This is a genomic window from Nocardiopsis tropica, assembly GCF_042660575.1.
Taxonomy (GTDB): Bacteria; Actinomycetota; Actinomycetes; order Streptosporangiales; family Streptosporangiaceae; genus Nocardiopsis; species Nocardiopsis tropica.
Genome location: NZ_JBHSUF010000003.1, coordinates 121,638 through 139,524 on the forward strand (window position 1 = coordinate 121,638; position 17,887 = coordinate 139,524).

Sequence of the window (17,887 nt, forward strand, 5' to 3'; positions counted from 1 at the left end):
ACGAGAGTTCTCAGGCGTCGACCGCGGAGGACCCGGCAGCCACCTGGGACACCCGCTGGTGCGACATGCCCAGCAGGCGGGCCGTGTCGCGCTGGCTGGCGCCCTTGGCCAGCAGCGCCTCGACCGCGCGGGCCTGGGCCGTACGCATGTGCTTCTCCGCCGCCGCGCGCTCGGAGCGGGCGGCGGCCAAGTCGGCCTGCAACTCCTCGGCTCCCTGGACCACCAGGTCCACACTCACCCTGTCGACTGGTACGTCCAGAACCCCGGCAATAGCGTCGCGCGCCATGTCCTCGGCATCGGCCAGCGTGGCGCCGAAGGTGTGCAGGCACAACTCCGGCACATCGACCGACCAGTGTCGGCCGTCCTTCTCACAGCGGGCCCGGTAGTGGTGTTCGCTCACGGTTCCTCCACTTCCCTGATGGCTTACGGGCCGTCATCTCGGGTATGTCGGCGTGTCGTGCGATGGGGAACCGGTAGTCGCCGACCTGGTAGATGTCGTGCCGTCCGCCCGAACGGACGAACTCCAGTTCCGTTCCCCGCTTGGCGGCGGCTTCGGCCAGCACCCTGAGGAGCGTGCGTCGCTTCATGAGCGTTTTTCTAGCGTACTAGACAGGCCTCGGCTAACTGAATAGACAAATTTTGCAGCCATGGTGACCTCCCCGGACTCCAGATGGACAGCCGATATCATTCCGGCCGTCCGCTTGTGGGGACAGATCCCGATCGACACCTGACTGCACGCCAGGTGGTGGAGCCGTCGGCAGGCCCTCGACTCCATGGCCGCGCACGCCGCACCCCGGATGGAGATCGTGTCCGAGGTCGACCGGTACATCTCCCCACCGGGACGTCCCTGGAGCCGGGCCCCGGCGCTGACGCGGCCCGGCGCGGACGGCCGGCGCCCCGGACTCAGGCCCCGCCCGCTCCCCGGGCGCCGTCGTCCAGGCGCGGGAGCGCGCGGGAGCCGTAGTGCGCGTAGCGCTCGCCCGTGGGCAGGGCGTAGAAGGTGACCGGGGCCCACGACCGCATACCGCCGGAGCGCACGACGTAGAACCCCTCCTCCACCGGGACCAGGACGTGCTCCTGCTCGGGCTCGGGGTCCACGTCGGCGAGGGGCCCCAGGACGGTGGTCCGCATCACGGTGTCGCCGTCCCTGGCGAACACCTCCATGCGCAGCGCGGCGTGCTCGTACGTCCCCAGGGCGGGGGCGGGGTCGACCTCGGCGGGGACCGGGGGCGGCGCCGGCCTGTCGGGAACCCCGATCCCGGCCAGGTCGCGGAAGACCTCGCGGTACAGATCGTGGTACAGATCGGACGCGTGGCCGCCGTTGGTGAGCAGGACCACGGCCAGGCCGGTCTCCGGGGACACGCGCAGGAACGCGGACTGCCCGATGGTGTTGCCGTCGTGGCCGACGAGCCGGTGCCCGTTCCAGTCGTGGCGGATCCAGCCCAGCCCCCAGGAGTCGCCCAGGGCGTGCGCGCCGGGCACGTCGACCTGGAACTCCGTCATGGCGCGCACGCCCTCCTCGCTCAGGACGCGTGTGCCGTCCTCGGCGAGTCCGCCGTCCAGGTGCATGCGGGCGAAGCGCAGCACGTCCCGCGCGGTGGAGGTGAGGAGCCCGGCCGGCCCCATCGACCGGGGCAGCCCCCACACCGGGGCGCGCACCGGGTCGGGGAGCCCCCGCACGTGTCCGACGGCCGCGCCGTGCAGCAGCGCGTCCTCCGGGAGCGTGCCGGTGTGCGTCAGGCCGAGGGGGGCGAACAGCGCCTCCCGCATCGCCGCGTCCCACGTGCCGCCGGTGAGCCTCTCGATGACGCGGCCCAGCACCGGGAACCCGGAGTTGCAGTAGGAGAAGGTCGCTCCGAGCGGGTGGATCAGCGCCGCGTCGGAGAGCAGGGCGACGTACCTCTCCAGGGTGTCGTCCCCCCTGCCGGTGTCGGTGAACAGGTCGCCGTCGATGCCGCTGGTGTGGGTCAGCAGGTGGCGCACCAGCACCCGCCCGGTCGTCGCGGGGTCGGAGAGCCGCAGTTCGGGCAGGACCTCCGCCACCGGGGTGTCGAGGGTGAGGCGCCCCTCGTCGACCAGCCGCATGATCGCGGTGGCGGTCCACACCTTGGTGATCGACCCGATCTGGAACACCGAACCCGTGTCCACGGGGTGGCCGGTCTCCGTGTTGAGCACGCCGCAGGCGGCGAGGGCGATCCGGTCGGGCTCCCGCCCCTCCCCCTCCGCGGAGGGGCGGCCCAGCGCCAGGATGCCGAGCTGGGCCCCGGGAACCCCGTGCTCGGCGGCGAGCACCCGGAGGCGTTCGCCCCAGTGCGCCTCGTCGACCGCGGTCAGGCGGGGTGCGGGGGTCGGCCTGTCATCCGGGCGCGGTGCCGTCGTCGTCACGGGTGCTCCTCCTGTGGTCGGGCGGGGACGCGGGCCCCGCCGCCGGTGCGGCGGCGGGGCCCGTGCTCGGATCCGGTCCTATCACCGGCCCGGCGGCGGGGGTCCGGCCGGGGGCCCGTTCGGGCAGGTCGGCGCCGGGCCTTCCCGTCAGCCGCGCCGGGGGACCCGGCCGCGGAAGGCGCGCCGGTAGGCGTCCGGGGGCACTCCCACGGTGCGGTGGAAGTGTCGGCGCAGCGTCGCGGCGGTGCCCATGCCCACGGCCGCCGCGATGGGCTCGACACCGTCGTCCGTGGTCTCCAGCAGTTCCTGGGCGCGGCGGATGCGCTGCTCCAGCAGCCAGCGCAGGGGCGTGGTGCCGGTCAGCGACCGGAAGTGGCGCGCCAGGTTGCGCGAGCTCATGTTCGCCCGGCGGGCCAGGTCCTCCACCGTCAGCGGTAGCTCCAGCCGTTCGGCCGCCCAGGGCAGCAGATCCGCGACCGGGTGGCCGTCCCGCACGGGGACCGGGGCGGCGACGAACTGGGCCTGGCCCCCGGGCCTGTGCGGGGGCACGACCAGGCGGCGGGCGGCGGCGTTGGCGACCGCCGAGCCGTGATCGACGCGGATCAGGTGCAGGCACAGGTCCACGGCCGCGGCCTTGCCCGCGGAGGTGAGCACCCTGCCGTTGTCGACGTAGAGCACGGCGGGGTCGACCTCCACCCGCGGGTACCGGGAGGCGAGCTCGCCGGTGTGGGCCCAGTGGGTGGTCGCGCGCAGCCCGTCGAGGAGGCCGGCCTCGGCCAGCACGAACGCGCCCGTGCAGAGGGAGACCACACGCGCTCCGGCCCTGTGGGCGGCGCGCACCGCGTCGACCAGCACGGCCGGCGGGCGCTCGTCCACGTCGGCCAGGGCGGGCACGACCACCGTCCCGGCACTCGCCAGCCGGTCGAGCCCGTGGTCCGGTTCCAACAGGAACCGTCCGGCCCGCACCGTTCCGGAGCCGCACAGGGCGATGTCGTACCAGGGGGCGGCCGTGCCCGGCGGCGCGGTGCCGAAGACCTCGCACGCGGCGGCGAGCTCGAAGTGCAGCATTCCGTCGGTGAGGGCGAACGCGATCGAGGGCATGTCCGAAAGTGTACGTATGGTGGCGTTCCGGACGCTGGCGGCGGTTCGCCGGCGCGGCCATGATCTTCCTGACGGACAGTTCGAGCCCCAGGGGGAACCGATGGGATCAGGATTCGCGGTGGCGGTGGTCGGCGCCTCCGGGCACACCGGGCGGTTCGTGGCGGCGGAGCTGCGCCGCCGCGGCCACACCCCCGTCCTCGTCGGGCGCGACGCGGGCAGGCTGCGGGACCTGCGGGCGTCCCACCCCGGGTCGCCCGCCCGGGCGGCGTCGATGGACGACCCGGCCTCCCTCGACCGGGCGCTGGAAGGCGCGGACGCCGTGGTCAACTGCGCCGGGCCCTTCGCCGTGACCGCGGCGCCGGTGGTCGGGGCGGCGCTGCGCGCGGGCGTCCCGTACGTGGACGTGGCGGCCGAGATCGAGGCGAACCGGGACACGTTCACGCACTTCGAGCAGGACGCCCGCGAAGCGGGGGTCGCGGTGGTGCCCGCCATGGCGTTCTTCGGCGGGCTCGGCGACCTGCTGGCCACGGCGGCGGCGGGTGGCTGGGGCGGGGCCGACGAGGTGCACGTCGCCTACGGGCTGAGCGGCTGGGCCCCCACGGAGGGGACCCGCGCCGCGGGACGGGTGTCCCGGCAGAGGAGGGACGGCCGGCGGGTCGTCTTCGCCAACGGAAGGCTGGAGTACCGCGACGGCGCCCCTCCGGCCGCCGAATGGGCGTTCCCCGAGCCGATGGGCACACGTGCGGTGGTCGGCGAGTTCACGATGGCCGAGGTCACCACGATCCCCCGCCACCTGGACGTCCGCGAGGTGCACACGTACATGACGGTCGAGGCGGCCACGGGCCTGTCGGCCCCGGCCGCGCGGACGCCGGCCGGGGCGGACGGTCCCGACCGGCCTGCGGAGACCTTCCTCGTGGACGTCCTCGTGCGCTCGGGCGGCGCCGAGCGGCGCGCGTTCGCCACCGGCCGGGACATCTACGCCGTGTCCGCGCCGCTCGCGGTGGAGGCGGTGGAGCGGATCCTCACCGGGCGGACCGGGGCCGCCGGTGTGGCCTCCGCGGGTGAGATGTTCGACGCGGCGGACTTCCTGCGCGCCCTGTCCCCGCACGTGGCGACGGGCCCGCTCCACGGAGAGCGGGCGCCCGGCGCGGAGCCCCCGGCCGCGGCGCCGTAGCGGCGGCCGGGGCCGGTGGCGGTCGCCCGGCGGGGACTCAGGTCCCCTCGATGCGCGACAACCAGGTGGCCAGCAGCGCTTCGAGCCGCTCGGCCTCCTCGGCGGTGAGGGTTTCCAGGAGGCGCCGCTCGTCCTGCATGTGCTCGGTGAAGGCCTGGTCGATGAGCGTCCTGCCCGCCTCGGTGAGCGTGACCGTCCGGCCCCGGCCGTCCCCCTCGGCCCGGCGGCGGGTGACGAGTCCGGCCTCCTCCAGCCGGTCGAGCCGCTTGGTCATGGCCCCGGTGGTGACCATCGTGAACCGGGCGAGTTCGCCGGGTGCCCGCTCGCAGGGCCCTCCCGCGCGGCGCAGCGCGGCGAGGACCTCGAACTCTCCCTCGCTCAGCCCGTGACGGCGGTAGACGACGCACAGGCGGTCGCTCAGGTGGGAGCCGATGCGGTGCAGCCTGCCGATCACCCCCTGCGGGGACACGTCCAGGTCGGGGCGCTCGCGTTCCCACTCGGCCTGGATACGTGTGACGCGGTCGTACTGCTCCATGCCCCCAGTGTAGCTTCCGAGGAAGCTACTATAGCTTCCATGGAAGCTATACGGCGGTGGGCCCTCGTGACGGCGGTCGCCCCCGTGGCCTGGGCGGACACGTCCCACGTGACGCGGCGCTTCCTCCCCGAGGGCCGCCCGCTGCACCGGTCGGCGCGCAGAGCCCTGCCCGCCGGGTCGCTGCTTCCCGCGGTGCGCCGAACGCTCCCGCACGCCCCGGCGGGGCGCCGGTGAACGGCGGTACCGGTGGGCCCCGGCCGTGCCCTGCCGCGGCACGGGGTCCGGCCCCCGACCGGCAGCGGCCCCCGTGCCGGGCCTCAACCGCCGGACCCGCCCGGCGCCGCGGCCTCCAGGTCGTCGACACTGCCCGACATGATCGTGCGCACGTGCTCGGTGATGTGCTCGGCGGGCCAGTCCCACCAGGCCACCGCCAGCAGGCGGTCCACGGTCCCGGCGTCGAAGCGGGTGCGGATGAGCCGGGCGGGGTTGCCGCCGACGATCCCGTAGTCGGGCACGTCGGAAGTGACGACTGCTCCGGAGGCGATGACCGCCCCGTGGCCGATCCGCACGCCGGGCATCACCGTCGACCCGTGGCCGAACCACACGTCGTGACCGACCACCGTGTCCCCCCGGCCCGGCAGCCCGGTGATCAGGTCGAAGTGCTCCGACCACGAGCCGCCCATCGTGGGGAAGGGGAAGGTCGAGGGGCCGTCCATACGGTGGTTGGCGCCGTTCATGATGAACCGGGTCCCGGTGCCCAGCGCGCAGAACCGGCCGATGACCAGCTTCTCCGGCCCGTAGTGGTAGAGCACGTTGCGCGTCTCGAACGCGGTCGGGTCGTCGGGGTCGTCGTAGTAGGAGTACTCCCCGACCTCGATGAGCGGGGACGTCACCAGGGGTTTGAGCAGGACCACACGCGGCTGCCCGGGCATCGGGTGGAGCACGGTCGGGTCGGCGGGCACGGGCATGGCGGGATATCCCTCGGGTCGTGGGGCGTCGGACCGCCCGATGATCCCAGCACGGGAAGCGCCGGTCCAGGCGTTTGCGACCTGCGGGTCCGCGCGGGCGCCCCCCGCGCGGGCGCCGCTCCGGGCCGGGACGGCGCAAGGGTGGGTGTGGCAGGGCCTCCCTCCGGAGGCCTCCGGATCCTAGCCTGGAGGGGCGCGGCCGGTCCGGGCGCCGTCAGCACCGCTCCCCCGGCGGGGAGCACGGCCCCCTGCCCCCGGGCGCCCTCCGGAACGCCGTACCGCACGCCCCCGCACCCGTCCGGCGCGGGGGACGGCGGCCGGCCGGGGAGCGGCCCCGCGGGGGCGCGGACCGTGCGCGGTCCACCGGATCTCGCCCCGCCACCGCGTACATGCGATTCCCCCCTGTAGGACACCTCGAACGGAAAGCGAGATGACGAGACGCCGATGACGTGGACTCCCGAAGAGTTGACGCTGTACTCCTCCACCGAGGAGATCGTCCTGACGGTCGCGCACGGCAGGCGTGTGCTGAGGCGCGGCCGGAGGGTCTGGGTGGTGCGCGAGGGGGACGACCTCTACGTCCGCTCCCTGGGCGGCCACGCCTCCGACTGGTACCGGAGCGCGCGGATCCACCGGAAGGGCACGGTCCGGGCCGCGGGCCTGCGCAGGAACGTCGTCTTCGAGCCCGCCGACCCCGGGACGCGTGAACGGGTCGACGCCGCCTACCGGCTCAAGTACGGCCACTACGCCGCGGCCTTCCTCGACACGGTGACCGGGGACCAGGCGGCCTCCACGACGCTCCGGCTCGTGCCGTGCGCCACGCGGACGCAGGCGCCGGTGTGCTCCGCGGCCGCGCTCCCGGCCGGCCGCGGCTCCCGGATCCGCTCCCCGCTGGGCCCGGCCGGGCGCTGGCACGCCCTGTTCGAACGTCCGCGCCGCCAGGAGGAGAAGGCCTGAGGCGGCCAGGACGGCCGAATCCGACCGCGGCCGACCGCCACAGGCTGGGTTCATGTCGTTTCCGCATGGGACTGGTCGTTTCCGTCTTGGACGGTATCGGCGTCCGGGCCCAGACTACGGACAGGGCCCGGAAAGGGGCAGGTCGCAGCGGGTCGTGTCCCGCCGTGTCCGCCCTTTCCGACCCTGTCCGTTCCGCGCCGCCCGGTCCTCCGGGCGGCGCGCACCAGACCACGAGGAGACGCACATGTTGTTCCCCACGGCCCGCAGGACCGGGCTCGCGGCCCTGGCCGCGCTCGCGCTCGTCCCCGCCGCGGCCTGCTCCGGCTCCGCCGCGCCCGCCGAGGCGGAGCCGGCGAGCGCGGAGGTGACGGCCGAGGACCTCTCCGGTGAGTTCGAGCGGCTGGAATCGGAGTTCGACGCCCGTCTCGGGGTCTACGCGGTGGACACCGGGACCGGGGAGGAGGTCTTCCACCGCGCCGACGAGCGGTTCGGCTACGCCTCCACCCACAAGGCGTTCACGGCGGCCCTGGTCCTGGGGCAGAACACCCCCGAGGAGCTGGAGGAGGTCGTCACCTACACCGAAGAGGACCTGGTCGACTACTCCCCCATCACCGAGCAGCACGTCGACACGGGGATGACCCTGCTGGAGGTGGCCGACGCCGCCGTCCGCCACAGCGACAACACCGCCGCGAACCTGCTGTTCGAGGAGCTGGGCGGACCCGAGGGGTTCGAGGAGGACATGCGGGAGCTCGGCGACGACGTGATCTCGGCGGACCGGATCGAGACCGAGCTCAACGAGGTGCCGCCCGGCGAGACCCGGGACACGAGCACGCCGCGCGCCATGGCCGGGAGCCTGGAGGCGTTCGTGCTCGGTGACGTCCTGGAGGAGGGCCCGCGCGACGTGCTCACCGAGATGCTCCTCAACAACACGACCGGTGACGAGCTGATCCGGGCGGGGGTCCCCGAGGACTGGCGTGTCGGTGACAAGACCGGCGGCGGCAGCCACGGTTCGCGCAACGACATCGCCGTCGTCTGGCCCCCCGAGGACGACCCCATCGTCATCGCGGTCATGTCCACCCGTGAGCAGGAGGACGCCGAATTCGACAACGCCCTGGTCTCGGGGGCGACCGAGGTCGTCGTGGAGGCACTGGCCCCGTAGGGCCCCGGCCCGCGCCCGGGCACGGCTCCCGGGCCGGGTCCGTCCTCCGCGAGGGGGTGCGGTCGGCGCCCGCGGGCGCCGACCGCACCCCCTCGCCCGTCGCGGAGCGCCGGCCCCGGCGCCGCCACGCGGGCTACGTCCCCCCGGCCCCTCGACCGCCCCGGGGCGCCCGGCACGCGGCGTGCGCGGGAGGGGTGGAACGCCGGGGAGTTCGCGGGCCGGGCCCTCCCGCGCCGGTTCCGTCGCGACACGGGCGGGCCCCCGGGCGGGACCTCCGGGCGGCCGGAGGGGATCACCCCCGGGTGCGCGAGCCCGGCGCCACCGCGACCGCGGCGGCCGAGAAGACCGCGCTCACCGCGAACACGGCGGGCAGCCCCGCGGTGGTGATCACCGCGGCCATGAGGACCGGCGTGAGCGTGGTGCTGACGGCCTGGAGCCAGTTCTGCACGGCCAGGGCCCGTCCGGCCCACGCGGTCCCGGCGATCTCGGCGACGGCGGTGAAGGTCAGGCCGTTGTGCCACATCGTCAGCACCAGGCAGGCCAGCAGCAGGGGCACGGCCGTCCTGTCCCAGACCCCGGGCAGGAGGGCGAGGAGGAGCAGGCAGACCCCGGAGACCGCCGCCAGCCACCGCACCGGCCGCATCCGGTCGCCGGTCCGGTCCGACCGGATCCCGAGCAGCAGGCGTCCCGCGGCGCCCGGCACCTGGGCCGCCGCGACCACCGCGCCCGCGGCGGGTGCGTCCCATCCCTGTTCCTGCACGAGGTAGACCACCGCGTACGTCATCAGCGCGACCTGTGGGACGCCGAGGAGCATGCTCACGCCGTGCACCCGCCAGATCGGGCGGCGCCGGTACGGCGACCCGGCGGCGGGAGGGGCCGCCTCCCCTCCTTCGGACGCGTGTCCGCGCGCGGGCCGGTGCGGGGGCGGGCCCGGCGCCACGGCCAGCAGGAGCGGCACCGCCAGGAGCGCGAGCACTGCCGGTAGCGTCATCGCCGCGACGAACCCCCACGCGTCGGCGGCGCCGGGCAGCACCAGGGCGGAGAGCCCCACGCCCAGCGGGAGCGCCGACTGGCGGATCCCCATGGCCAGGCCCCGCTCCCCCGCGTCGAACCGGGACAGGACCAGTCGGCCGCTGGCCGCGTTGACCGGGCCGCCGACCGCGCCCACGAGCACCAGGACCACTGCCGCGCCCCACACGTCCGTGACGAGCCGGAGCGCGCCGAGCGCAGCCGCCGTGAGGACCAGGCTCAGCGCCATCGTCGACCGCTCCCCGACCCGGTCGATCACCACGCCCCACAACAGGAGGGTGAGGAGCAGCCCCAGGGACGGGAGCCCCGCCAGCATCCCCGCCTGCGCGGTCGTGACCCCGAAGGCGTCCCTCAGCTGCGGGAGCACGAGGGGGACGCCGAACATGGCGGACACACTGGCCACCTGCGCCACCATGCTGACGGAGAGGACGGTCCAACGGTTCCGTACGCGCACCCCGACAGCCTAGGCGCGGGACGCCCGGGGCCGGGGTGTCCGGCGCCCCTTCACCGGTCGCCGGGACCGGCGGGGGCGCGCAGGCGTAGCCTGCCATCCTGGAGCACACCCTTTCCCACGGACCGAGTACGGGGAGATGCAGATGGCGGACGGGAAGAACCTGCCGGAGCGCAGTCGGCAGGTGGCCGAGGCGCTCGCCCGGTTCGGGGCGCGGGACCGGGTGCGGGAACTGCCCGCGTCGACCCGCACCGCGGCGGAGGCGGCCGAGGCGCTGGGCTGCGAGGTCGGGGCGATCGCCAACAGCCTGGTGTTCATGGCCGACGGGAGCCCGCTGCTGGTGATGACGAGCGGTCGGCACCGGGTGGACGTGGCCCTGCTGGCCGGGCGCCTGGGCAGGCAGGCCATCAGGCGGGCCGAGCCCGGGGAGGTGCGCGCCGCCACCGGCCAGGTGATCGGCGGGGTGGCCCCCGTGGGCCACCCGGCGCCCGTCGAGACGGTCGTGGACACCGCGCTGGAGGAGTACCCGCGGCTGTGGGCGGCCGGCGGCACCCCCAACACCATTTTCCCCACCGACTACGCGGAGCTGCTGAAGATGACGGACGGGACCCCGGTCGCCGTCAACTGACCGGGCGCGGAGCCTGGGCCGGTCCGGCAGCCGCCCGGCGACCCGGCCGACGCGGCTCGGGCGGGCCCGCCTCAGCAGCGTTCGCGCAGGACCGCGACGCCCTCGCCCTCCAGGTCGTCGCAGTACGCCGCGCGGCCGGTCATCGCCATGACGAGCGCCAGGGTCGGCCCGGAGACCGGGAGACCGGAGCCGGTGGCGAAGGGGCCGTCCGTGGCGGCCAGGCGCAGCCCGCCGATCCTCCCCTTGGCCACGACCACGAGATCGGTGCCGCTGTAGTACTCGGCCAGGCGCGTGAGCGTCTCGACGGGGTAGGCCCGGCCGATCCCCAGGGGGCGGCGGATGTCCTCCCCGTGGACGACGGTCTCGCCCAGGCACGCCACGACCGGGCCGACGGGGGTGGTCGTGTTGGCCGCCACGCGGCGGAAGTTCTCCAGGGTCTCGGCCGGACTCCCTCCGAGCTGTTCGGCCAGGCGCATCTCCACCTGCTTGTCGAAGTCGAACCGGCAGCGAATGACCCCCGCCATCCACCGGGCCCAGCTCAGCCCGGCGGCCGACGCCAGGTGGGCGAGGACCTCGCGGACGCTCAGCCCGGTGCACAGGGACTCCGTGGCCCACTGCCGGTCGGTGAGGTCCGCGAGGTCGGCGGCGAGTGCGGCCCGTTCGGTGTGCACGGTCGGCCAGAGTTCGTTCATGCGGGGAGCCTAGGATCCGGCACCGACATCCGGGCCGAGGCACGTCCCCGCGCAGCGGATCCTCCGGGCGGCCGTCCGGGCGCCGGGGGCGGGCCCGGGCGCGTTCCTCAGCCGCCGACCGCCCGGGCGACGGTGACGATGACGGTGCTCCCGACCGTGAACGGGCCCCGCGACCAGTCGCCGTGGCGCTCCTCGGCCTCCAGCCCGGCACCGCGCAGGAAGGCGTCGACGCCCTCCGGGCCGAGGAACCGCAGGCGTCCCCTGTCGACCCGGAGCGGCTCGCCCTCCCCGGTCGCGGTGGTCTCGGAGAACGTGACCACGTCGCCCTCCACGGACTCGACCCGGTGCGACACGCGCAGCGAGCGGCCCCGGTGGTCGACCACGTCGGCGGCGTTGTCCGGGGTCCAGCGCTCCCAGGCGCGGGCGAAGGGGTTGCGGGTGCCGAACACGAACCTCCCTCCGGGGACCAGCGCCCTCCGGATCGCGGCGAGCGAGGAGCGGAGTTCGCTGTCGGACACGAGCGTCTGGAAGGCGTTGCCGGCCATGACCGCGAGCTCGAACTCGCGGTCCCACGTCATGTCCTCGGCGCGGCCCCCGACCCAGGCGACGTCGTCGCGCACGCGCGCCCGGCCGAGCGCGGCGGGGTCGGGGTCCAGCCCGCAGAGCCGGCCGCCGTGCCCGTTCTCGCGGGCGCGGTGCAGCAGCGTTCCGGTGCCGCAGCCCACGTCCAGGACGGACGCGGAGGCCATGACGTGGGAGAGGTAGAAGTCGTCGCTCGGGTCCCAGGGGTTGAGGACGTCGTAGAGGGCGGCCGCGTCGGCGTCGGAGTACATCGCCGCAGTGTGCTGTCGGACGAGCCCGTTCCGCCAGGGGTTTTCGACCGGACCGGTCGCCGGAGCGGGAGCGTCCCCGCGTGCGCGGGGTGCGCGGCGTCCGGGCCGGTGGGGCCGCGGCGGCCCCGGGGTGTTCCCCGCGGCGGGCCGCCGCGGGGAACACCCGTCCGTCGCGCTCAGGCCCTAGGGCTGGTCACCGGTGTAGCGGTAGATGGCGCCGGCGGAGTTGACGCCCCACACCGTGCCGTCCGCGGCCGCGCTGATCTCCTTCAGCCCGCCGGGGATACCGACCCAGGGGTTGGCGTCGTCATTCGTGAAACGATAGATGCCACCGGCGGAGTTGACACCCCACACATTGCTCCGGGAACCGGCGGAGATTCCCGACAGGCCGCCCGAGATTCCCTTCCAGTGGGACGAACCCAGATCACCCGTGTAACGATAGATCTGGTTGTTCGCATTCACCCCCCACACCGTGCCGTCCGCAGCAGCACTGATGTCGACCAAACCCCCCGGAACATTGACCCAGGGGTTGGCGTCGTCATTCGTGAAACGATAGATGCCGCCAGCGGAGTTCACGCCCCACACATTACTCCGGGAACCGGCGGAAATCCTCGTCAGGCCGCCGGAGATACCCTTCCAGTGGGACGAACCCAGATCACCCGTGTAACGATAGATCTGGTTGTTCGCATTCACCCCCCACACCGTGCCGTCCGCAGCAGCACTGATGTCGACCAAACCCCCCGGAACATTGACCCAGGGGTTGGCGTCGTCATTCGTGAAACGATAGATGGCACCGGCGGAGTTGACACCCCACACATTGCTCCGGGATCCCACCGAGATCTTCGTGAGGTTACCGGGGATGTTCTTCCAGTGAGCCATGGAACTCATCTCTGTTCGCTTGGAATTCTACGACGAACCACTCGAGGAACTTCACTCCGCGACTGCCCGGAGCCCGGAGCGCATTTCGAATCCGCAGGGAGGGCGGCACATCCTCCGGAGGAACACAGGGGGCCGGAAACCTGCCTTTCCCTTCCCTTTTTCCTCCAGGCCCGGGACCGTCGCCCCACCGAGATGCCCGCCGCCGGGGAACCGCAATCCCCCCAGGCCCGTTCCGGCCAGTATCCCGAAAGGCACGGCCGGAGAAAAACAACCGTGATAGGGAGGCGACAAAAACACCGAACAAACAAAAACAGATGAAGAGCGAACTATATTGCCATGTCATGACAAATACTGCGGGCAGCACGTCCGCCCGGCGGCAGTACGGCCTCGCGGAGGCCCGTCTCCCCCTCGGGCTCGGAGGGCCGCACCGCCCCTGACCGGCCGGGCCGCTCCCCCGGCGTCACGGTGCCACGGGACGCGATGCCACAATGCGAAGTGTGAGACACCAGAACTCCGTACAGCACGATCCCGCCCAGGACTCCCCCACGGTGGGCCCGCCCAAGACCAGCGCGGCGGGCATGCCCGCCGTGCTCAACAGCGTCCGCCACGTCGGTGAACAGGCCGGGGTCCGGCGCGGGCTGCCGGCCATGCTCGCGATCAACCAGAAGCGCGGCTTCGACTGCCCCGGCTGCGCCTGGCCCGAGGGCGACAAGCGGCACACGGCGGAGTTCTGCGAGAACGGCGCCAAGGCGGTCGCCGAGGAGGCCACCTCCCGGGCCCTGACGCCCGAGTTCTTCGCCGAGCACCCGGTCGCCGAACTGGCCGAGCGCTCCGGCTACTGGCTGGGGCAGCAGGGCCGCCTCGCCCAGCCCATGTACCTGGCCGAGGGCGCCTCCCACTACGAGCCGGTGAGCTGGGACCGCGCCCTGGACCTGGTCGCCGAGGACCTGCGGGGGCTGTCCTCCCCCGACGAGGCGGTGTTCTACACCTCGGGCCGCACCAGCAACGAGGCCGCCTTCCTCTACCAGCTGTTCGCCCGGCAGCTCGGCACGAACAACATGCCGGACTGCTCCAACATGTGCCACGAGTCGTCGGGCTCCGCCCTCACCGAGACGCTGGGCGTGGGCAAGGGCAGTGTCTCCCTGGAGGACCTGCGCAAGGCCGACCTGATCATCGTCGCCGGGCAGAACCCCGGCACCAACCACCCCCGGATGCTCTCCGCCCTGGAGAAGGCCAAGCGCTCCGGGACCCGGATCATCACCGTCAACCCCCTGCCCGAGGCGGGCATGCGCGAGTTCCGCAACCCGCAGAAGGCGGGCGGCCTGCTCGGGCGCGGCACGGAGCTCACCGACCTGTTCGCGCAGATCCGCCTGGGCGGCGACCTCACCCTGTTCTCGGCGGTCAACCGGCTGCTGCTGCAGGCGCAGGAGCGCGGGGAGGAGGTCCTGGACCGCGACTTCATCGCCACCCACACGCACGGGTTCGAGGAGTTCTCCAAGGACCTGCTGGCCGAGCCGGACGAGGAGTTCTGGCCCCGGGTCGAGAGGGCCACCGGCCTGGAGCGGGAGCTCGTCGAGCGGATCGCGGAGATGGTCACCGGGTCGGAGCGGATCATCGTGTGCTGGGCGATGGGCCTGACCCAGCACAAGCACTCGGTGCCGACCATCCGCGAGGTCGTCAACTTCCTGCTGCTGCGCGGCAACGTGGGGCGCCCGGGCGCGGGCGTGTGCCCGGTGCGCGGCCACTCCAACGTGCAGGGCGACCGGACGATGGGGATCTTCGAGCGCCCCGCGGAGGCGTTCCTGGACGCCCTGGGCGCGGAGTTCGGGTTCGAGCCCCCGCGCGAGCACGGCCACGACACCGTCAACGCCATCCGCGCGATGGCCGACGGCGACGTGCGGGTGTTCTTCGCGATGGGCGGCAACTTCGTGGCGGCCACGCCCGACACCCTGGTCACCGAGGAAGCGATGCGCCGGGTGGGGTTGACGGTGCACGTGTCCACCAAGCTGAACCGCTCGCACGTGGTGACGGGGACGCGGGCGCTGATCCTGCCCGCGCTCGCGCGCACCGACCGCGACCTGCGCGACGGCGAGCCCCGGTGGGTGACCGTGGAGGACTCGATGGGCAAGGTGCACGCCTCCCACGGGGTGCTCCCGCCCCTGTCGGAGGGCATGCGCTCGGAGGTCGACATCATCTGCGACCTGGCCCGGCGGGTGCTGGGCGAGGAACCCGTGGCGTGGTCGGAGCTGTTCGACTACGACCGGGTCCGCGACCACGTGGCGGCGGTCGTGCCGGGGTTCGAGGACTTCAACGCCCGTGCGCGCAAGCCCGCGGGGTTCACCCTGCCGCACGCGCCGCGCGACGACCGGCGCTTCCCGACCGAGACGGGTCTGGCGAACTTCACGGTCAACGGCACGTACGCGCCGGAGGTGCCGGAGGGCCGGCTGCTGCTGCAGACGCTGCGCTCGCACGACCAGTACAACACCACCGTGTACGGCCTCGACGACCGGTACCGGGGCATCAAGGACGGCCGCCGGGTCGTGCTGGTCAACCCGGAGGACGCACGCGAGCTGGGGCTGGAGGACGGCTCCTACACCGACCTGGTGGGCGAGTGGCGGGACGGCCGGGAGCGGCGCGCGGCGCACTTCCGTGTGGTGCACTACCCGACGGCGCGCGGGTGCGCGGCCTCCTACTTCCCGGAGACCAACGTGCTGGTCCCGCTGGACTCCACGGCGGAGGTGAGCAACACCCCGACGTCGAAGTCGGTGGTGGTGCGCTTCGAGCCGGACTCCGGCGCCGCCTGAGGCGGAAAGGCTCCGGCACGGCGCGGGGGTGCGGCCCACGGGCCGCACCCCGCCCCCGGCGGGCGCCCGCCGGGGGGCGGCCGCGCCGCCGCCTCACACGGGGCGCTCCCGGCCGAAGAGGTGGGCGAGCGCCGCCTCCAGTCGCGGGTACCGGAAACGGTGCCCCGCCGCCTCCAGGCGGGCCGGGGCCACCCTCTGGTCCGCCAGCGCCACCTCGTCCGCGCCCTCCCGTCCCAGCAGGAGGGCCGGCCCCCAGCCCGGCACCGGCAGCGCCGCGGGACGGCGCAGGGTGCCGGCGAGCACGTCGGCGTGCTCGGCGCCGCGCACCGGGTTCGGCGCCACCCCGTTGACGGGGCCCGTCAGCGCCCCGTCCAGGACGGCGCGCACGTAGACGTCCGCGAGGTCGTCCACGCCGATCCACGACATCCACTGCCGGCCGTCGCCGATCCGGCCGCCCAGCCCCGCAGCGAACAGCGGGTACTGCAGCCCCAGCACTCCCCCGGCGGGGCTCTGCACGATGCCCGTACGCACCTGCACGCACCGGGCGCCGCCCCCGGCAGCGGGTTCGGCGGCCTCCTCCCAGTCCGCGACCAGGTCGGCCAGGAACCCCGTCCCGCGCGGACTGTCCTCCGTGAGGACCTCGTCCCCCCGGTCCGGCCCGTAGTAGCCGATCGCCGAGGCGGTCACGAACACGCGCGTCCCGCTGCGGGCCACCAGGCGGGCGAGGGCGCGCGTGGGGCCGACACGGCTGTCCCGCAGGGCCTCCTTGTGCTGCTCCGTGAACCGCCCGAACAGCGGCTCCCCCGCCAGGTGCACCAGGGCGTCGACGCCTTCGAGCAGGTCGGCGGCCGGTTCCCGGGGGTCCCAGCGCCGTTCGCCCGCGTGGGCGGGGTCCCCGCGCACCAGCCGGACCACCCGGTGCCCGCCCGTGGTGAGCAGCGAGCACAGGGAGCGCCCCACCAGCCCGCCCGATCCGGTGACCGCCACGGTCACCGGACGGTCGTGCCAGGCCCGCGCCCGGGCCCCGGCCGCCAGGTCGTCGGCGAGCTGGGCGTGGCGGTAGGCGAACATGGGCCGCAGCAGCGCCTCGGGGACGGAGGTGGCGACCCGGTCGACGACGCGGGTGCTCTCCCCTGTCTCCGCGACGAAGTCGTGGGCGTGCGTCCAGGACAGCAGCGCCGCCAGCGGCTGGGACACCAGCCGGTCCGCGAACCTGCGGGGCGGGTCGTACCGCTCCGGAAGGTGGCGGGCCTCCCAGCGCAGGCCGCCGGGGAACGAGAGCACGGCCACGCCGTCGGCGAGGGAGTCCGCCTCGGCGGTCAGGCGCACCGGCTGCCAGGGCGGGGCCAGCCGGGCGAACGCGCCCGGCCGCGCGTGCCAGTCGAAGACCTCGTCGCGCGGTGCGGGCACCACGCTCGAATACCGGAAGACCATGGTCATCCCTCCGTGTCGCGTGTGGCCACGGTAACGCGGAGGCGACCGGCTGCCGCGCGCCGCCGGGCCCGTCGCGGGTCGCTCCCGCGGTCGGCACCGCCCGCCACCACCCCGAACCGACCGGACGGTATGTCAACAGGGCCCCGGTGTGCCTGCGGTCCGGGGCCCGCTCGTACCCTGGGGCGATGCCAGCGATCTATCTCATCCGCCACGGGAAGGCCTCTCCGGAGGCCGAGGACTACGACGAGCTGAGCCCCACCGGCCACGAGCAGGCCCGGCTGCTCGGCGCCGAGCTCAAGCGGCGCGACCTCCGGATCGGCGCGGTCGCCACAGGGGCGCTGCGCCGCCAGCGCCAGACGGCGGCGGCCGCCCTCGCCGAGGCGGGCATCGACACCGCACCGGCCGTCGACCCCCGCTGGGACGAGTACGACCACCTCGGCCTGCTCGGCTCCCACCTCACGGGGACGGGCACGCTCCAGGAGCGCCTGGACGCGGCCCTGACCTCGTGGATGGGCGCCGGGGGGAGCGGGCCCGGCACCTGGGAGGGGTTCCGCGAGGGGGTGAACGCGGCCCTGTCCGATGTGGTCGCGGGGCTGGGGCGCGGGGAGACCGCGCTGGTGTTCACCTCGGCCGGGGTCGTCGCCGCGGTGTGCTCGACCCTGTTGGGCGCCTCTTCGGCCGGGTTCCTGGCGATGAACCGCGTGGTGGTCAACGGCTCGGTGAGCAAGCTGCTGCACGGGCGCGGCGGCACCCAGGTGCTGTCCTTCAACGACCACGCCCACCTGGAGCAGGGCGGTCCCGCTCTGATGACCTACCGCTGAGGTGCGCCCGTCCCGGCAGCGGGGCCGGTCGGCGCCGACC

Annotated in this window: 18 protein-coding genes; 7 read left to right on the forward strand and 11 right to left on the reverse strand. The window is 74.2% G+C overall.

What is annotated here, in order from left to right; all coding sequences use genetic code 11:
- Window positions 1–10 precede the first annotated feature (10 nt).
- The 4 genes from ACFQBR_RS06165 to ACFQBR_RS06180 all read right to left on the reverse strand — a co-directional run bounded on the left by ACFQBR_RS06165 (window position 11) and on the right by ACFQBR_RS06180 (window position 3,486).
- Window positions 11–400 (reverse strand): type II toxin-antitoxin system HicB family antitoxin, encoded by a 390-nt coding sequence (locus ACFQBR_RS06165; RefSeq protein ID WP_344184265.1) that lies wholly within the window; start codon window positions 398–400, stop codon window positions 11–13.
- Window positions 369–587: a type II toxin-antitoxin system HicA family toxin gene (locus ACFQBR_RS06170; protein WP_344184266.1), complete on the reverse strand. Its 219-nt coding sequence runs from the start codon at window positions 585–587 to the stop codon at window positions 369–371. Before ACFQBR_RS06170 ends, ACFQBR_RS06165 begins: the two co-directional genes overlap by 32 nt.
- Window positions 588–903: 316 nt before the next feature.
- Window positions 904–2,385, reverse strand: a complete 1,482-nt coding sequence (locus ACFQBR_RS06175; protein WP_344184267.1) for a serine hydrolase domain-containing protein — start codon at window positions 2,383–2,385, stop codon at window positions 904–906.
- A gap of 147 nt (window positions 2,386–2,532) precedes the next feature.
- Window positions 2,533–3,486 carry a GlxA family transcriptional regulator gene (locus tag ACFQBR_RS06180; RefSeq protein WP_344184268.1) on the reverse strand — a complete coding sequence of 318 codons (954 nt, stop codon included), beginning with the start codon at window positions 3,484–3,486 and terminating at the stop codon, window positions 2,533–2,535.
- A gap of 100 nt (window positions 3,487–3,586) precedes the next feature.
- Here ACFQBR_RS06180 and ACFQBR_RS06185 point away from each other — a divergent pair, with 100 nt between their 5' ends.
- Window positions 3,587–4,660 (forward strand): saccharopine dehydrogenase family protein, encoded by a 1,074-nt coding sequence (locus tag ACFQBR_RS06185; RefSeq protein ID WP_344184269.1) that lies wholly within the window; start codon window positions 3,587–3,589, stop codon window positions 4,658–4,660.
- 37 nt (window positions 4,661–4,697) lie between these two features.
- On the opposite strand, the gene ACFQBR_RS06190 is transcribed toward ACFQBR_RS06185, so the two are convergent.
- Entirely contained in the window at window positions 4,698–5,195 is a 498-nt protein-coding gene (locus ACFQBR_RS06190; protein WP_344184270.1) for a MarR family winged helix-turn-helix transcriptional regulator, read from the reverse strand.
- 39 nt (window positions 5,196–5,234) lie between these two features.
- On the opposite strand from ACFQBR_RS06190, the gene ACFQBR_RS06195 reads away from it, so the two are divergent.
- Entirely contained in the window at window positions 5,235–5,429 is a 195-nt protein-coding gene (locus tag ACFQBR_RS06195; RefSeq protein WP_344184271.1) for a hypothetical protein, read from the forward strand.
- An 83-nt stretch (window positions 5,430–5,512) separates the two neighbouring features.
- Here ACFQBR_RS06195 and ACFQBR_RS06200 read toward each other — a convergent pair whose 3' ends face one another.
- The gene (locus ACFQBR_RS06200) at window positions 5,513–6,163 is read right to left on the reverse strand and encodes a CatB-related O-acetyltransferase (protein ID WP_267949544.1); all 651 of its coding nucleotides are present in this window, start codon (window positions 6,161–6,163) and stop codon (window positions 5,513–5,515) included.
- A 444-nt stretch (window positions 6,164–6,607) separates the two neighbouring features.
- Here ACFQBR_RS06200 and ACFQBR_RS06205 point away from each other — a divergent pair, with 444 nt between their 5' ends.
- Both ACFQBR_RS06205 and bla read left to right on the forward strand, forming a co-directional pair.
- Entirely contained in the window at window positions 6,608–7,117 is a 510-nt protein-coding gene (locus tag ACFQBR_RS06205; protein ID WP_344184272.1) for a DUF2255 family protein, read from the forward strand.
- A gap of 244 nt (window positions 7,118–7,361) precedes the next feature.
- Window positions 7,362–8,276 (forward strand): class A beta-lactamase, encoded by a 915-nt coding sequence (gene bla / locus ACFQBR_RS06210; protein WP_378552368.1) that lies wholly within the window; start codon window positions 7,362–7,364, stop codon window positions 8,274–8,276.
- A gap of 292 nt (window positions 8,277–8,568) precedes the next feature.
- Here the strand turns inward: bla and ACFQBR_RS06215 are convergent, their stop codons facing one another.
- Window positions 8,569–9,759 (reverse strand): MFS transporter, encoded by a 1,191-nt coding sequence (locus ACFQBR_RS06215; protein WP_344178508.1) that lies wholly within the window; start codon window positions 9,757–9,759, stop codon window positions 8,569–8,571.
- A gap of 142 nt (window positions 9,760–9,901) precedes the next feature.
- On the opposite strand from ACFQBR_RS06215, the gene ACFQBR_RS06220 reads away from it, so the two are divergent.
- The gene (locus tag ACFQBR_RS06220; RefSeq protein ID WP_344178511.1) at window positions 9,902–10,384 is read left to right on the forward strand and encodes a YbaK/EbsC family protein; all 483 of its coding nucleotides are present in this window, start codon (window positions 9,902–9,904) and stop codon (window positions 10,382–10,384) included.
- 71 nt (window positions 10,385–10,455) lie between these two features.
- Here ACFQBR_RS06220 and ACFQBR_RS06225 read toward each other — a convergent pair whose 3' ends face one another.
- The 3 genes from ACFQBR_RS06225 to ACFQBR_RS06235 all read right to left on the reverse strand — a co-directional run bounded on the left by ACFQBR_RS06225 (window position 10,456) and on the right by ACFQBR_RS06235 (window position 12,788).
- Window positions 10,456–11,076: a maleylpyruvate isomerase family mycothiol-dependent enzyme gene (locus ACFQBR_RS06225; RefSeq protein WP_344178513.1), complete on the reverse strand. Its 621-nt coding sequence runs from the start codon at window positions 11,074–11,076 to the stop codon at window positions 10,456–10,458.
- Between the two features lie 107 nt (window positions 11,077–11,183).
- A complete protein-coding gene (locus ACFQBR_RS06230) occupies window positions 11,184–11,909 on the reverse strand; it encodes a class I SAM-dependent methyltransferase (RefSeq protein ID WP_344178515.1) in 726 nt (241 codons plus the stop codon).
- Window positions 11,910–12,092: 183 nt separating this feature from the next.
- A complete protein-coding gene (locus ACFQBR_RS06235) occupies window positions 12,093–12,788 on the reverse strand; it encodes a tectonin domain-containing protein (protein ID WP_344178518.1) in 696 nt (231 codons plus the stop codon).
- Between the two features lie 488 nt (window positions 12,789–13,276).
- Between ACFQBR_RS06235 and ACFQBR_RS06240 the strand changes: the two genes are divergently transcribed.
- Window positions 13,277–15,592 (forward strand): FdhF/YdeP family oxidoreductase, encoded by a 2,316-nt coding sequence (locus tag ACFQBR_RS06240; RefSeq protein WP_267949536.1) that lies wholly within the window; start codon window positions 13,277–13,279, stop codon window positions 15,590–15,592.
- Between the two features lie 93 nt (window positions 15,593–15,685).
- On the opposite strand, the gene ACFQBR_RS06245 is transcribed toward ACFQBR_RS06240, so the two are convergent.
- The gene (locus ACFQBR_RS06245) at window positions 15,686–17,032 is read right to left on the reverse strand and encodes a TIGR01777 family oxidoreductase (protein ID WP_344178521.1); all 1,347 of its coding nucleotides are present in this window, start codon (window positions 17,030–17,032) and stop codon (window positions 15,686–15,688) included.
- A 179-nt stretch (window positions 17,033–17,211) separates the two neighbouring features.
- On the opposite strand from ACFQBR_RS06245, the gene ACFQBR_RS06250 reads away from it, so the two are divergent.
- The gene (locus ACFQBR_RS06250; protein WP_344178523.1) at window positions 17,212–17,847 is read left to right on the forward strand and encodes a histidine phosphatase family protein; all 636 of its coding nucleotides are present in this window, start codon (window positions 17,212–17,214) and stop codon (window positions 17,845–17,847) included.
- The last annotated feature ends 40 nt before the right edge of the window (window positions 17,848–17,887 follow it).